Annotated in this window: 14 protein-coding genes, 1 pseudogene and 1 riboswitch; of the genes and pseudogenes, 9 read left to right on the top strand and 6 right to left on the bottom strand. The window is 37.2% G+C overall.

From position 1 onward, the window contains the following. Window positions 1-8: 8 nt before the first annotated feature. The 3 genes from ahpC to BV906_RS17855 all read right to left on the bottom strand — a co-directional run bounded on the left by ahpC (window position 9) and on the right by BV906_RS17855 (window position 2,357). Window positions 9-572, bottom strand: coding sequence for an alkyl hydroperoxide reductase subunit C (gene ahpC / locus BV906_RS17845; protein WP_087974976.1), 564 nt, complete (start codon window positions 570-572; stop codon window positions 9-11). Between the two features lie 456 nt (window positions 573-1,028). After that, window positions 1,029-1,217 carry an SDR family oxidoreductase gene (locus tag BV906_RS17850; RefSeq protein WP_087974977.1) on the bottom strand — a complete coding sequence of 63 codons (189 nt, stop codon included), beginning with the start codon at window positions 1,215-1,217 and terminating at the stop codon, window positions 1,029-1,031. Between the two features lie 192 nt (window positions 1,218-1,409). Next, window positions 1,410-2,357 carry a metallophosphoesterase gene (locus BV906_RS17855; protein ID WP_176330408.1) on the bottom strand — a complete coding sequence of 316 codons (948 nt, stop codon included), beginning with the start codon at window positions 2,355-2,357 and terminating at the stop codon, window positions 1,410-1,412. Between the two features lie 616 nt (window positions 2,358-2,973). Between BV906_RS17855 and BV906_RS17860 the strand changes: the two genes are divergently transcribed. From BV906_RS17860 to BV906_RS17890, 7 genes and pseudogenes are all read left to right on the top strand, one after another. Further along, window positions 2,974-3,387, top strand: coding sequence for a carboxymuconolactone decarboxylase family protein (locus tag BV906_RS17860; RefSeq protein WP_087974979.1), 414 nt, complete (start codon window positions 2,974-2,976; stop codon window positions 3,385-3,387). 170 nt (window positions 3,388-3,557) lie between these two features. Then, window positions 3,558-4,040, top strand: coding sequence for a nucleoside deaminase (locus tag BV906_RS17865; RefSeq protein WP_087974980.1), 483 nt, complete (start codon window positions 3,558-3,560; stop codon window positions 4,038-4,040). 432 nt (window positions 4,041-4,472) lie between these two features. Continuing rightward, window positions 4,473-5,939, top strand: coding sequence for a multicopper oxidase family protein (locus BV906_RS17870; RefSeq protein ID WP_087974981.1), 1,467 nt, complete (start codon window positions 4,473-4,475; stop codon window positions 5,937-5,939). A gap of 345 nt (window positions 5,940-6,284) precedes the next feature. Beyond that, a complete protein-coding gene (locus BV906_RS17875; protein ID WP_087974982.1) occupies window positions 6,285-6,944 on the top strand; it encodes a DUF429 domain-containing protein in 660 nt (219 codons plus the stop codon). A gap of 289 nt (window positions 6,945-7,233) precedes the next feature. Further along, the gene (locus tag BV906_RS17880; protein WP_087974983.1) at window positions 7,234-7,971 is read left to right on the top strand and encodes an SDR family NAD(P)-dependent oxidoreductase; all 738 of its coding nucleotides are present in this window, start codon (window positions 7,234-7,236) and stop codon (window positions 7,969-7,971) included. Window positions 7,972-8,423: 452 nt separating this feature from the next. Next, window positions 8,424-9,833, top strand: a complete 1,410-nt coding sequence (locus BV906_RS17885; protein ID WP_087974984.1) for an MFS transporter — start codon at window positions 8,424-8,426, stop codon at window positions 9,831-9,833. A gap of 120 nt (window positions 9,834-9,953) precedes the next feature. After that, window positions 9,954-10,253, top strand: a pseudogene (locus tag BV906_RS17890) (SDR family NAD(P)-dependent oxidoreductase); the annotation flags it as partial. A 699-nt stretch (window positions 10,254-10,952) separates the two neighbouring features. Here BV906_RS17890 and BV906_RS17895 read toward each other — a convergent pair. The 3 genes from BV906_RS17895 to BV906_RS17905 form a co-directional block, all read right to left on the bottom strand. Then, entirely contained in the window at window positions 10,953-11,465 is a 513-nt protein-coding gene (locus BV906_RS17895; protein WP_087974985.1) for an SRPBCC family protein, read from the bottom strand. Window positions 11,466-11,657: 192 nt separating this feature from the next. After that, entirely contained in the window at window positions 11,658-11,864 is a 207-nt protein-coding gene (locus tag BV906_RS19955; protein WP_245844288.1) for an ArsR/SmtB family transcription factor, read from the bottom strand. A 505-nt stretch (window positions 11,865-12,369) separates the two neighbouring features. Next, window positions 12,370-12,825 (bottom strand): DUF4362 domain-containing protein, encoded by a 456-nt coding sequence (locus BV906_RS17905; protein ID WP_087974986.1) that lies wholly within the window; start codon window positions 12,823-12,825, stop codon window positions 12,370-12,372. Window positions 12,826-13,023: 198 nt separating this feature from the next. Here BV906_RS17905 and BV906_RS17910 point away from each other — a divergent pair, with 198 nt between their 5' ends. Then, window positions 13,024-13,461 (top strand): hypothetical protein, encoded by a 438-nt coding sequence (locus tag BV906_RS17910; RefSeq protein ID WP_087974987.1) that lies wholly within the window; start codon window positions 13,024-13,026, stop codon window positions 13,459-13,461. 377 nt (window positions 13,462-13,838) lie between these two features. Then, a riboswitch (purine riboswitch) is annotated at window positions 13,839-13,942 on the top strand. A 240-nt stretch (window positions 13,943-14,182) separates the two neighbouring features. Then, on the top strand, window positions 14,183-15,001 hold the full coding sequence (locus tag BV906_RS17915; RefSeq protein WP_245844298.1) for a 5'-methylthioadenosine/S-adenosylhomocysteine nucleosidase: 819 nt from the start codon (window positions 14,183-14,185) through the stop codon (window positions 14,999-15,001). Window positions 15,002-15,257 lie beyond the last annotated feature (256 nt).

Genomic DNA, 15,257 nt, shown 5'->3' on the forward strand with positions numbered 1-15,257 from the left:
ATCTCTCCTTAGATTTTACCTACTAAATCAAGACTAGGCTTAAGTGTTTCTTCTCCTTCTTTCCATTTAGCTGGGCAGACTTCGCCAGGGTTATTGCGTACATATTGTGCAGCTTTAATCTTGTCGATTAGTGTTGTTGCGTCACGACCAATTCCTTCAGCGTTGATTTCCACCGCTTGAATAACACCGTCTGGATCGATAATGAAAGTACCGCGATCAGCGCGTCCTTCTTCTTCAACTAATACATCAAACATACGAGAAATTTTATGTGAAGGGTCACCAATCATTGTATAAGTGATTTTACCAATTGCTTCTGAGTGATCATGCCAAGCTTTATGGGTGAAATGAGTATCTGTTGAAACTGAGAATACTTCTACACCAAGGTCTTGTAATTGTGGATATTCATTTTGAAGGTCTTCAAGTTCAGTTGGGCATACGAATGTAAAGTCTGCAGGATAGAAGCAAACAATACTCCATTGTCCTTTTAAATCTTCCTCTGAAACCTCAATAAAATCTCCATTTCTGAATGCATTTGCTGTAAATTGTTCTACTTGTTTTCCAATTAATGGCATTTTAAATATCCTCCTATAACTTGTTTATAATAATTTTAATTCAGTATTCATTATTATATAGAATTCATAAATAGTCAATTTTTTTGTCTGTTTTTGTAAAATGTTGTATTTTGAAATGATTTATCAAGAGGTTAAAGGGAGTGATGCAGTTCTCACTTGGAACTGATACGATCATTTTCGATTTGGTAGTGACTATGCTATTATTTTTAAAATGTGCATGGCAGCTTCAATATTCTCAATTACAAAGTTATAATAAGAATTCCTTTGATTACTTTTGATAATAATCATCAACTCGAGCAAGCCCTTTTGAATTCTGTTTTACTAAGAAATTTCATGCACTTTATCGCCAAGTCGTATTCTAACTAAGCTGCATTTCAATAATAAAACCTCTAAAATTGTTACATCTTAGAAATGACCAATTTTATGGGTTTTATTCATATATGAACTTGTAAAGGATTAAATGGTATCTTTTCCACCGTGAACAATGTAAGTTTGTCCAGTCACATAAGATGCTTCATCTGATGCTAAGAAAAAAGCGACATTTGCAAGTTCTGAAGGTTCTCCACTTCTCCCCATCGGAATTGCTTCAGAGTATACTTTTAACATGTCATCGTCCACATCTTTTAAAATACCAGTATTAACCATACCTGGGGAAAGGAAGCGTTAGGACAGGGTCCTATCATTCTCTGTTTAGATCAATCAGGCAGTATGAAAAATTTGGATACACCGTCCAAAGGATTTGCTCTTCCCCTAATGAGTATCACTAAAAAAGCAGAAACGTGATTTTGCGTTAGAGGAACCGTATTTTGGGGCCATAATGAACGAGATTCTATTCCTTTATTGTTGAATATTTAACACACGATCTTGCTCTCGGCCATAGCCGTCTATTTCTAAGCGATCCTTGTAAACCTGGACAATGGAGTAAGAGTTAGTGTTTTCCGTCTCCACCATTCCTTGCAAAGTTACGTAATGAATTCCTTTTTTCATAGCATAATTTCCAGCGTGATTATGGCCATTAAAATAGGCAACAACATTTCCTGCTGCTTCTAACTCTTTTACCACTTCTTCATCATTCCAAACGTTATGATTATTTTCAGGGTATACGGGTTTATGTCCAAATACCACTACTTTTTCATTTGCTTTTTCAGCCTTATTAAGTACCTCCCGCAACCATAATAATTGCTCATTGCTAACACCGCCGTTCCAAGTTTGTCCGTTAATTGCACCATCTTCTACTAAGTGATCATACATAGCCTCAGCTTGCTGGTATTTTTCAGATCCCTCTGGGTTTGCATAAAGGCTTAAATCGTTGGTATCAAGTACGACAAAACGCCAATTTTTGTGTTTAAAATCGTAATACTGGTTCGGCATATCAAGGATATTTACTATTTCATCCGTTGTCATAGGAAAGTCGTGGTTACCAAGGACATGATATTTTGGACCCTCAATCATATTGTAAATGGGAAGCATGGTTGAAAAACTGGATGCATCTCGATCGATAAGGTCCCCGGTTTGTACAGTAAAATCGATATCCCGCTCATTGAACGTTTGGGCTGCTTCAATTAGCTTGTCCACCGAATTCCGGTAATAGCGTGTGCCATTCACCTCACAATCACAATATTGTGCATCTGGAACAAGTCCAAATTCAATTTTGGGCTTTTCTGCACTGTTAGCTAGGACATCCCCAGACGGTATAAGGGTAACTAGCACAGTTACAAGTAAAACAACGGCACTGACCCCTTTTAGTTTACGTAAAAGATGTTGGTTCCTTTCAAAATTAAACACTATACCTTCCCCTTTCACTTGTCCGTGACAAGATGTAATTGTTAAACCAATTTCAGTATAACTAAGGGAATACAAAAAGTGATATGATTTACCGAATATTTACAAAAATTTAAGAAAATTAATGAATGATTATAATGGTAAATATGCTTATACAGGCTAAACTCGTCGTTAGCTATGGTGGATTTGAAAAAGTCATGATGTTTGTAAAAAAGATACGATATTTAATAAAGTAGCGAATCTTTACTCAATTGGATATAACTATTTAAACAATTTATAAAGAAACTATCAAGAAAATTGAAATAATCTTAGACTCATCAATGTCCTAAAAAACACTGATGAAGAAAATGAGTTAATTTTACAGGAGATCATCGATTTTCTACACAGAAATAGGGGCAGTTCCCGACCACGTTAAAGCGATAGCGAAGTGGGACTTACCCGATTCATTTTACTTTTATTTATAAGGGCTTTATACTATTATTGTGAGAAAATTGAATATTACATAGTGTGGATTTTATTAAAATAATTAAATTATTCCCATTTACCGACATTTTAGAAAAGCCTTACATGTTATGGTTGGAATAAAATAATGAGTAATTAAATCAAGGAGGATTTCAAAATGACGAAAGATCGTTATCAACAAGGGATAGACAAAATACAAGAACTTACATCATCAGGTGATGAAAATCCAACTGGCTTTATGGACATTGGTGAAGCATTTAAAGATATTGCACCTGATCTAAGCAAATATGTTGTTGAATTTGCTTTTGGAGACATTTATTCACGACCAGGATTGGATAACAAGCAAAAAGTGCTTACAACCATTACAGCCCTTGTTGCTCAAGGAAAACCACAGATCGAGATGCATATCAAAACTGGGCTTAGCGTTGGTTTAAAACCAGAAGAGATTGTAGGTTGCATCATACACCTCATCCCGTATACTGGATTCCCAAGTGTTTTGAATGCTTTAAAAGTTGCACAAAAAGTGTTTGAAGAACAAGGTGTAAAAGTAAATACATCTGATGTTGAATAGGAACGGAAGTAAACCTGAGGCAAACAATTAACTTGGTTGAAATGTTCGATAATAAAATGGTTCTAATCAGCAGTTTTGTGATGATTGGAGCCATTTATATTGAAACTGATTTTTAGGATGATGTTTATGTAAGGATGTAGAAATAAAAAAACGACGAGGAGGATTCAATGATGATAAGTGATTCAGATTTGAAGCACCTGCAACGTTGTGTTGAATTAGCAAAAAATGCGCTAGAAAAAGGTGATGAGCCGTTTGGTTCAGTACTTGTCTCAGCCGATGGAGAAGTGCTTATAGAAGACCATAACCACGTTGCGGGTGGTGACCATACCCAACATCCGGAATTTGCTATAGCGCGATGGGCAGCCAATAACATGACATTAGAAGATAGAAGCAAGGCAACGGTATATACGTCAGGCGAACATTGCCCGATGTGTGCAGCGGCCCACGGTTGGGTCGGTTTAGGTCGGATCGTTTATGCAAGTTCGTCTGAACAGTTGTCTCAATGGTTAGGTGAAATGGGAGGTCCACCATCGCGCGTTCGGAATCTGCCCATTCAAGATGTTATTCGTGATACGACAGTAGATGGTCCTGTTCCTGAATTAGCGGAGCAAGTTCGCAGGCTCCATCGTCAGTTTTACTCAATGAAGCGTTAAACATATCACGCTCTCGATGTATTAAAACTATTATAAGCGTATTCCCCTACTGCGCTAAGTGATTAGGAGTGAGCATGGAGAATAATAGTTCTCGTGCTCATTTTTTGCCTCTTTAATCCCCACGGTGAACTTTTCCATAAGTAAATGAGGTTATAAGTAATGTAGACTAGACTGTTCATAAATGTACCATTCATTATGAAATGAGTATCCACTTCCTCCCAATCATCGTAAGTTACCTTCGTTCCCGCTATCAAGGTATCTTTATTGATCCATCTATTTCAGTTACATGTATTGCAATTCTATTTTCTATTATTAACAGGAATTTCACATTTTCCTTATTATGTAATGGTAATCAATCGAGATAATACGTTAAGATAGTAGTATAGGAGTTTTAGAAAGTTATATATAATAGAGGGGAAGTTAAGAAAGAAATTGAAATTACATCATAGAATAATACTTATTATATTACTATTTATTGGATTGGCCGGATGTTCTAGTAGTGCCGAAATAGTAACGAATGTTGGTGAGTTGCAGTTTGAACAAGCCTTAAAAATACCAGAACTTATAGAACCGACGATTGAATCCGATGGTACGAAACATTTTGACTTAACCATGGAGCCGGGTACGACAGAGTTTTTACCTGGAAAAATAACAGATACATGGGGAATCAATGGTTCTTATCTTGGCCCAACCATTAGGGTCGCGCGGGGTGATAATGTTTCCATTGATGTTGAGAATAAGTTGGGAGAGACATCAACCCTACATTGGCATGGAATGAAGTTGCCTGCCGTTATGGATGGTGGTCCACATCAGATGATTGAAGCGGGGGAGACATGGTCACCTCATTGGACTATTGATCAGCCGGCTGCGACTACTTGGTACCATCCACACCTACATGGTAAAACGGGTCAGCATGTGTATCGGGGACTTGCAGGGATGTTCATTATCGATGATGAGGATTCCAAGAAATTACCTTCTAATTACGGTGTAGATGATATCCCACTCATCGTGCAAGATAAATTGTTTACGAGTGATAGACAGCTTTCCGATAATAACGATTCATCCTATGGAACACTTGGTGATGAAATACTAGTAAATGGAACACATGACCCATTCCTTGAAGTGACAGCTAGTCAGGTTCGTTTCCGCCTGCTTAATGGTTCCAATGCTAGAGCCTATAATTTCGGCTTTACGGATGGGCGGTCTTTCGAGCTCGTAGCAAATGATGCTGGCCTTCTGAATGAGCCAGTAACATTAGATAGTTTCATGTTAAGTCCAGGGGAACGTGCAGAGATTGTCGTTCAATTTGAGCCGGGAGACGAAACGATCCTTCGTAGTTATAGCGGTAGTGCTGGGATTGAAAGTGGGGAATTTGATTTATTGAAAATTGTTGCTGCTTCTGAATTAACAGAATCATCCCCAATAAGTAGTGAACTCTCTACTGTACCACCTATTGAAGTACCAAAGGATGCGAAGGTCCGTCAATTCAATCTAACCATGGAGAATGATATAAACGGCAAAAAAATGGATATGAACCGAATTGATGAGGTAGTTCCAGCAGGTACGACAGAAATATGGGAAATTCACAATTTTGGACCTGAGCATAATTTTCATATACACGATGCCGCATTTCGAGTATTGGATGTAGATGGTAATGAACCAAAAGAGTATGAAAGGGGAAGGAAAGATACCGTGTTCGTCCCCCGCGGCGCAAGTGTAAGAATCGTAGTAGAATTCGGAGACCATTCCGATACGGAGTACCCGCTTATGTACCACTGCCATCTATTAAAGCACGAAGATGAGGGAATGATGGGTCAATTCTTACTTGTCGAACCTGGAACCGAATCAGAGGTACCAATGGAACTGCCGAAAGATGATAACGAAAGTCATGATCATTAAACGTGGACCGTGGGGACAGGTTCCTTGTCCCGGACCAATTGATCAATCCCACCACATTTAAGATGTAGCGAACAGTGCCTGGCACTGTTCGCTATTTTTGGTCAAAATATTGGGAGAGGTGGCGCTGCTTGTGTAATCAGGTACGTATCCCATCGCTTTAATACTGTAAAGCGGTGGGGGACAGGCACCAATCTTTTTAGCATAGCCTACGTAAAAATGAATACTTTGTGAAATATTGAGCAAAGTAGTTGTTGGTGACGTCCCTCCTTGTTATGATGAAAGAGGATTAAGGATTAAACTTTGTGCTTTAACTTAGGCAGTTTAATAAAATGAAAGGAGGATTGGATGATAGTCATAGGGATTGATTTATCGGGACCGAGTAACCACAAAGATACGGTACTTGCGATATTCGAAGTTCAAAATGGCAACTTGAGATTTATTAAGAGTATGAGTAATGTGAGTGATAAAGATATTTTAGAAGTAGTTTCCGTACAATCTCAAGGAGATGAAGTCGTCATCGGTATCGACGCCCCTTTGTCTTATGAAGATGGGGGAGGAGATAGGGAATCGGATCGGAACCTGCGAAAGTTTATTGTCCAAAACGGAATGAAATCCGGATCGATCATGCCTCCCACATTAAATCGAATGGTATATTTAACATTAAGAGGTATCAAACTCAGCAGAGAAATAACAACACAAGCATCCTTACATCCAATTTCAATCGTGGAAGTGCATCCGGGCGCAGTGATTGGTTCAAGATTGTCTTCAGTAGAAATGAGTCATGTCTTAGCCTATAAACAAGACGTGGAAGTGAGAAAGGTTCTCCTAAATTGGCTGGAGCAACAACAGCTTATTGGAATACCAGAAGCAGTTGCAGATCAAAGTCATTCAATAGATGCCTGTGCAGCAGCATTAGGTGCCTGGCATTGGCGGGACACTAAATTTACACCGAAATGGATATCTCCTGCTAAACCGCCTTTGCATCCTTTTGATTATTGCTGCTAATGGGAAGAATAGATTAAAAAGTAATAAGGATAGTAAGCGACAGTAGGGAGTATGAATAACTTTTCGCTGATTGTTCGGAAAAATTTTTAGGCAATTAACCGTAAATAGACGTGCTTACTTTAGTTAAGATTATCTACAAGAGGACAATAGTCGAAGGATGGAGTAGCTTAAACCGATTAATCGTTTGTTCCTTTTATAAATGTTTTGGGTATCTTCTTTAGGGAATATTGTTAGAGATGGAATGTTCTTTTAAATTTAGATGTTACATATTTAAAAAGGAGGATTAACAATGGGTAAATTACAAGATAAAGTAGCTGTCATAACTGGTGGAGTATCTGGTATTGGTGCAGCAACAGCGCGTTTATTCGCAGCTGAAGGGGCAAAATTAGTTTTAGCGGATTTTAATGAAGAAAAAGGTGCTTCTTTTAAAGCGGAGTTGGAATCTGAAGGTGCAGAAGCGGTTTTCGTAAAAGCGGATGTAACGAATGAGGCAGATGTTAAGAATATTTATGATACAGCATTATCAACATTCGGAAAAGTTGATATTCTATTTAACAATGCTGGTATCGGATCTGTAAAACCTACGGAAGAATTAACATATGCAGAATGGAGAAAAACCGTAGAAGTTGACTTAGATGGTGTATTTCTAGTTGCACAAGCTGCAATCAAAGAATTCTTGAAATCTGGTGGCGGTGTTATTGTTAATACAGCTTCGATGTACGGTTGGGTTGGATCGCCTGGCAGTGCAGCATACAATGCAGCCAAAGCTGGTGTCATTAACTTATCCCGTTCGCTTGGTTTAGAGTTTGCAGAACGCAATATCCGTGTAAATGCATTATGTCCTGGATTTATCGAAACACCAATCTTAGGTGAAACAGATCGAAAATTCCTAACAAATGCAACACCAATGAAACGTCTAGGTAAATCGGAAGAAATTGCAAAAGCTGTATTATTTATGGCTAGTGATGATTCCTCCTTCATGACTGGAAACAGCATCATCGTTGATGGTGGGTATACAGCACAATAATATATATAATGTGAGGGAATCCATTTTGAATTTAGTTCAGGATGGATGCTTTTTAGTTGAAAAAACGGAGTGAATAAATTACACAGCTTTATATGCCATTTTATTGGTCAATTTTAATGTCATTTAAATGTAATCAGGTGCCTGTCCGCCATACTGCAAAATGGTGGGGGACAGGCACCAATTTTTCCATTCGTCTAAAAAAACGCTTGCATAAAAAAACGTTTTCTTATAATATGAGTCATAGATATTTAGTTTGTTATACCAACAAACTAAATAGAAAAGATTATTCTTTATATTTATGATCTTCCATGAAAGCGTTATATAGGTGAAAAATAGTGGAGCGGTATATATAGTGATTCTATTATTTTGTTATTCATTTAAAAAGGCGCTAAATGAATTGTTAATTTGGGGGAAATATTAAAAATCTCATATATAATAATGGAGTGTTTATAATGGAAAAAGCGATAGAAGCATATGAACCAATAGAAAATAATAAGAAGCCAGTTCGTCCATTTGGTATGCGAGATAAATTTGGCTATTTATTGGGGGACTTTGGAAACGATTTCTCTTTCATTCTAGTAAGTACATTCCTAATGGTGTTTTATACCGATATCTTCGGGATTAGTGCCGCAGCGGTTGGTACGTTATTCTTGGTTGCACGTATGTGGGATGCTGTAACCGATATATTATGGGGACGTTTTATCGACTCCAGAAAGACTACGTCAAAAGGGAAATTCCTACCTTGGATTTTCAGAATGTCTTTCCCGCTTGTCATTTCAAGTGCTTTAATGTTTCTACCTATTCCAGGTATGTCTGAGGGCTTTTATCTTGCATATGCTTATGTAACGTATATTTTATGGGGGATGTTATATACGTCTGTTAATATTCCGTATGGTTCTATGGCAGCCGTAATCTCTAGTGACTCTACAGATCGTACATCCTTATCTGGGTGGAGAACTATGGGAGCAACGTTAGCGACCTTAGTCATCAGTGCTGGTGCACCACTGTTTGTTTTCGTGAATAATGAACTGTCTGCAAGTCGAATGTTTATGGCAGCAGCGCTCTTTAGTATTCTTGCAATAGCTTGTTATATGGGTTGTGTAAAATTAAGTACCGAACGAATTCAAATACCAGATAAAGAGCCGGGTGAAACACTTAGCTTTGCAAAAACAGCTAAAGGTCTTGTGAAGAATACTCCATTAATTACCATCTTAATAGCATCACTTCTATTTTTGATGACACAGATGCTTGTAACGTCCATAAACGTTTATTTGTTTAAAGATTATTTCGGAAATGCAACTGCGCTAAGTATATTTTCGCTTCTCCAAACTATTGCTGTTATGGGTTCTATGCCAACATTAACACCACTAGTTAAGCGTTTTGGTAAGAAAGAAGTTGCTTCATTCGGTATGCTTCTTGCGGGAAGTGCATATCTTACTTTGTATTTTATACCAAGTATTTCCTTAACTGTATTCTTCGTAGTCAACTTTATAGGTCTTATTGGGTTTGGGTTGTTTAATTTGATTATTTGGGCCTTTGTTACAGACGCCATTGACTATCAAGAATATATTACTGGGTCCCGAGAAGATGGAACGATATATGCTATTTATTCATTCGCACGAAAAATGGGACAGGCATTTGCTGGTGGTCTTACAGGATTTGCACTTACATTTGTCGGATATACTTCAGTTACAACGCAAACACAGGAAGTAAAGGACGGGATCTATACTGTAGCAACACTAGTACCTGGAATCATCTACCTTACCGTCTTCTTCATCCTAGTATTTATTTATCCGTTGAACAAAAAGCGCACCAAACAGCTTGAAGTTGATTTAGCTGAGAAACGTGAAGCAACAGAGTAAAAAAACATAGACGGTTAAAATAACGCATCTACCCTATTGGTAAAATATAAAGTAATCAGTTGCCAGTCCCCATCGCTTTAATACTGTAAAGCCGTGGGGGACTGGCAACTATTTTTGAGGGTTGGATCGCCTGGCAGTGCAGCATACAACGCAGCCAAAGCTGGTGTCATTAACTTATCCCGTTCGCTTGGTTTAGAGTTTGCAGAACGCAATATCCGTGTAAATGCACTATGTCCTGGATTTATCGAAACACCAATCTTAGGTGAAACAGATAGAGAATTCCTGACAAATGCAACACCAATGAAACGTCTAGGTAAATCGGAAGAAATTGCAAAAGCTGTATTATTTATGGCTAGTGATGATTCCTCCTTCATGACTGGAAACAGCATCATCGTTGATGGTGGGTATACAGCACAATAATATTAAATGTGAGGGAATCCATTTTGAATTTAATTCAGGATGGGTTCTTTTTAATGTGCGAGGCATGCCGACTATCTCGGGGGTGAAAGTACACGATGGGGTACACATCAACTAACCGCTAAACAAGCGCAAGGCTCTTATCGCGAGGTAAGAACTGAAGGAAGCGTGTATCAAAATCTTGGGTCGACGAACGGAAATCTGATATCAAGGCTCTGTAGGTAGATAAAGCTCCATTACAAGTCAAAGTTTAAAAGATGTACGTAATCGGATAGAGTAAATCAGGCGAGTAAAAGAGGGAAGATAGTTGTCTTACCCTGGAAGGTCTTACGGACAGTTGAGAAGTTCCCTATAAGAGAGCTGGTCGAAAAAGGTTTATTGTGAGAAGTTAGCCGAAGCCATAGTAATGATAAAAACCATGAAGGGCCGAACAATTTATAGGTTTAAAGAGCTTTATCCAATAAACGCCTAAGGCAAAGGGTCTATTCTCTTTGCCTTAGATCGCTATCTAAAAGTACACACTGAAATATAAATTGAACCCCATATACAGAACCGTACGTACGGTGGTGTGAGAGGGGCGAAGAGTTCTTAACTTTTCCTTCTACTTGATTATCGCACCAGTTACTTGGCATTAACAGGGTATTATTAATGTCTTCCTATTATTTAGGTAGATTTAGTTACCACGAAACTCCAAAACGATTTTTACCCTTTATAGCTAATTTCCCCTGTCTCCAATAACTCCTTAAGCCCCATAAACATATAATACCAGCCTTGTTCCGTACTATCATGCCATTCGCTATGAGCTTTTTCGATATCGGACGCTGTCCAATTCTCTTCATGAATAACATGGATCAATTGTGTGAACGTCATCTCACAGCCTTGCTCGAGTTCTTTTAGCTCAACTGTAATCGCATCTTCTAATTCGCTGAATTCTTCTGGCGTCAATTCTGGCATCTTAAACGTGAACACGATTTTCTCCGGAGGATCAATTTCAAGGTACTCCCCAATCGCACGGTAATCTTTACCTTCGCGATGGTCAACAATTTCCCAAGTACCGCCTATTTGAGGATTATTTGTTGCCACCTTATTCGTCCCTTCCAATGTGAAAAACCATTTCCTCATCATTTCTGAGTTTAACCATGCATCAAAAACTCTTTCCGGTGCTACATCAAAATTTCTTATCATTGTTAAAGTGGTTGTTGAATAGTTGTTCATCTTAAAACTCCTTTATGTAATTTAATGTTCTTTCTTTTGTGCCTTTAATAACTCTTTCTCAAGAAGATCAAAACGATTACTCTAAAACTTCTCATAAAAACGGAGCCATTCAGAAGCTTGAGACAATGACGCTGCGTTTAATCTGCATATATGCGTTCTTCCCCTTACATTCCTCTCCACTAAATTTGCTCGTTAAAGAACCTTTATATGTTTAGAAATAGCTGGTAAAGATATATCGAAAGGCTCTGCTAACTCTGAAACTGTCCTTTCTTTTTGAGCAATCAAATGTACGATTTCTCTTCTTGTTGAGTCAGCTAAAGCATGGAAAATTTCATTTAAGTTCTCTTCAAATTGGTTAACCATGTGGTTAGAAATAGCAGGTTTTTCATTTATATTCAACCTTTTAGTTAACTATAAAACATTCTTCCTAACCTATATCATTTTCTCTTTTACTAAAGAAATATGCATCGCGGATCTTCCGCAAATCTGGACCGATTGCGGAATACAAGTTAAACACCACTCTTCAAATATACTGCCTTTCGTTTACTTTGACATCTTAAAACTATAATTACTTACTCAAGAAGAAATATGCTTTGAATAAAAGATTGATCAAAACGGGTTTTTTCTTTAGTAAAGTACAATAACATACAACTAACGGATAGTATAGAAATCTTAGAATATAACGAAACAGATATGAAAATTAAACTTTAATTCTTTTATCTTTTAGTAATACAGTACGTGAAGTAACTGGTGCAGTAGTGAAACAAGAAATTGAATAAAGACCACACATATTAGAAACATCTAAAATGTGTGGTTCCTGTAATATCAACTATTTCACTTAACTTAAATATAACAGCTACGGTGGTCTTCTTTTCTCGTAGATTTAAATTAGGAATGGAATACATTAAAACTCATAACTTTCATACTTATAACAGTCTGTGATATACGGCATTTTTGGATTGTTTACAATCTCCTTACAATAATCTTCATGTACGCTAAATCGTTCACCCGTGTCCATATTTCTTTTAATATGTCTTTTACTTTCGTCTCTTGTACTATCCCAACGATAGTATATAAGCTCACCGTTAAATTGGAATTCAGTGATTATTGGATCTTCAGTCCGTGAAAATTGTACAAATCGAATAAAATCAGGATTATCATTCTTGACATTCTCCTTAAATTGATTGATTTTTTCACGTTGCTTTGGAGTAATGTTAGGTGGAGTAATATCACCATTCTCCATTGCTTCTTCTGGTGTGTAGTCTTTAGGAACTTTATTCGTTTGTTTTTCTCCAAATTTTTTAATTTGCTGCTCAAATGTAAGATTGCTTCCTCCATTGCCTTTATTATCTTGAGCCAACGACTTTCCATATCTTAATTGGAGTTCTGGCTATATTGTCTATTCTTTTTATTTAAACTAAGATAGCTAATAGAAACTACTCTGTTATTTCATTAACTGGTGCGATAGCACAATAAGAGCAATCGCTTCTTGTGCTATTTGGCAGGATTGTTGAATAAGCAAAGAGGTTGTTGGGATATTAGTACAGAGGTGAATATAATGAAAAAATTAGGTGTTATAGCAATGCTCATCACTTTTATTACCTTTGTACCAAGCCATAATTACGCACAACCAGATGTAGAATGCCCGAAAATAAAACAATTAGAGGAAACATCTATTAAAGATAAGAATGAACTATTAAATGCACTCAAGATAATTGTTCCTAATACTTACGAAAAAGGTGAGTATGGAGAACTGTTTTCTGAGTGGGATGTAATAACTGCTCTCCCTTTTCCGAAAACAGTTGGACAAGAAAATGATGAGGTTTATTATGAAATGGCAAAAAACTTTTGTGGTGAAGCAGTTGCTGATAAATCGTGGTTAGTAAGATTGTATTTTCCTAAATGGGAAGGAAAAAGTGCTAGTGCGTTAGAAGGTCAAATCTTTTTATCAAAAAGTAAGGAAAACGGATGGTTTGTTTGGTTTAGATATCACTAATATCTTGTGTTAACTGGTGCTTTAGTTTTACAAGAAAAAATATATAACGCTTGAGCATTAAAAGTCCAAGCATTTTTGTTTGTTATTTTTACTGTTATTTATAGTCCTAAATATAGTGTGTTTTAGTATGATATTTCACCTGCTATTTTAGATTTTCTCCACGGTATTTACTAAGTAATTCTTGTGGAGTCATCATTGTTAAAGCCGAACGTTTATGGAAAAATTAATTACAATCGTTCGTCATAAATGATTCTCCTAAAAAAAGGGGTGAATGCATTTTTTATATTTAAATACAATTTACTCCAAAAAAACTTCAAAAAATAATATTAGAAAAACTGTTGATTTACTAGAGTTTGTTTGGTATATTACAAACATGTTGATAACAAATAAATATTACTCGTATATACTCGGTAATATGGTCTGAGTGTCTCTACCTGGTTCCCGTTAAAAGAACTAGACTACGAGTTGAAGTGTGTAATGTTCGGTTTTTCATTCGTTCAATGTTTTGTGTTGTTACACGTATATACTTCAACTTTAGGTCTGGAAGGTAGAAATCATCTACCTTATTCCAGGCCTTTTTATTTTGGACCAAAAGACTTGTCTATCAACGAACAAACATCAAGGGGGAAACAAAATGAATATTTCAAAAGCACAGAAACAAAGTAAAGGTCGATGGAAATACGCTTTATTGGCGGCTGTCTCTCTAGTATTAGTAACTGTCATGGCAGGTTGTAATACTACTGCAAATTCGGAGGAAACTACATCAGATGATGAACAAAGACCTATTTTAATTGAAGGTCCAATGCCGATTGAAGCAGAAGCATTTGCAGATCGATTAGAAAATGTGGAGAAAGAAACATCTGGTATTTATGATTTTTATATTGGAACAGTAGATGATTATCCTGTCATCGTTGTTAAAACGAGTAAAGGAATGGAAAATGCAGCAGCGGCTACTGCCGTGGCTATCGAGCGGTATAATCCAAGTGCAATCATTAGTCAAGGAACTTCTGGTGGGCATGATCCAAGCTTAAATGTGTTCGATATTGTACTAGGAAAAAGAACGGTAAACATTGGCGCGCTAAAAACAGGGAATAGAGGCGAGAATGAAGGAATTGAACCAACAGAATGGATTCCTATGGATTTAATGGCATCTGAAGGCAGTGCAGGAGAAGATCCAGACGCTGAGAATATTCGTTACTATGAAGCAGATGAAGATTTACTAGCAGCTGCTAATGCAGTGAAGGATAAATATACAAAGGGTAAAGTTGTGGAAGGAACAATCGGTTCTGCGGACGTATGGAATAATGAAGTGGATAGAATTAAATGGTTCCACGAAACATTTGGTACTTCTGTAGAAGAAATGGAAACTGCTTCTGCAGCACAAATTGCCAAAGCGTATGAAGTCCCTTTTTTAGGGGTGCGAATTTTATCCAATAATAAAACGAACGGTGGCGAATACAACTCAAATACAGCAACAGCCAATCAAGAATATGTATATGAAGTCGTTAGAGAATATATAGCTACATATCTAGCTAAGTAGTGTAATAGAGGCGTGTGGGAATTCGTATCGATCCATCATATGCCTTGGTGAATTAACCAAGTTCTATGCAGGAGCTTTCAAACGGAGTAATACTAAGAAAGTTACAATCTAATTAAACAAACCAGAAGTGCGATTCCTAAAATGAATCGCATTTTCTTATTCAACAATTGGGTGCAATAGCTGAACAAGGGGCTGTCAAATACGGCAGCTCTTATTGCGTTAAATGGCAGGTTAGTGGAGGAAGGAAATATCCCAT

Source organism: Oceanobacillus rekensis (assembly GCF_002153375.1).
Classification (GTDB): domain Bacteria; phylum Bacillota; class Bacilli; order Bacillales; family Amphibacillaceae; genus Oceanobacillus; species Oceanobacillus rekensis.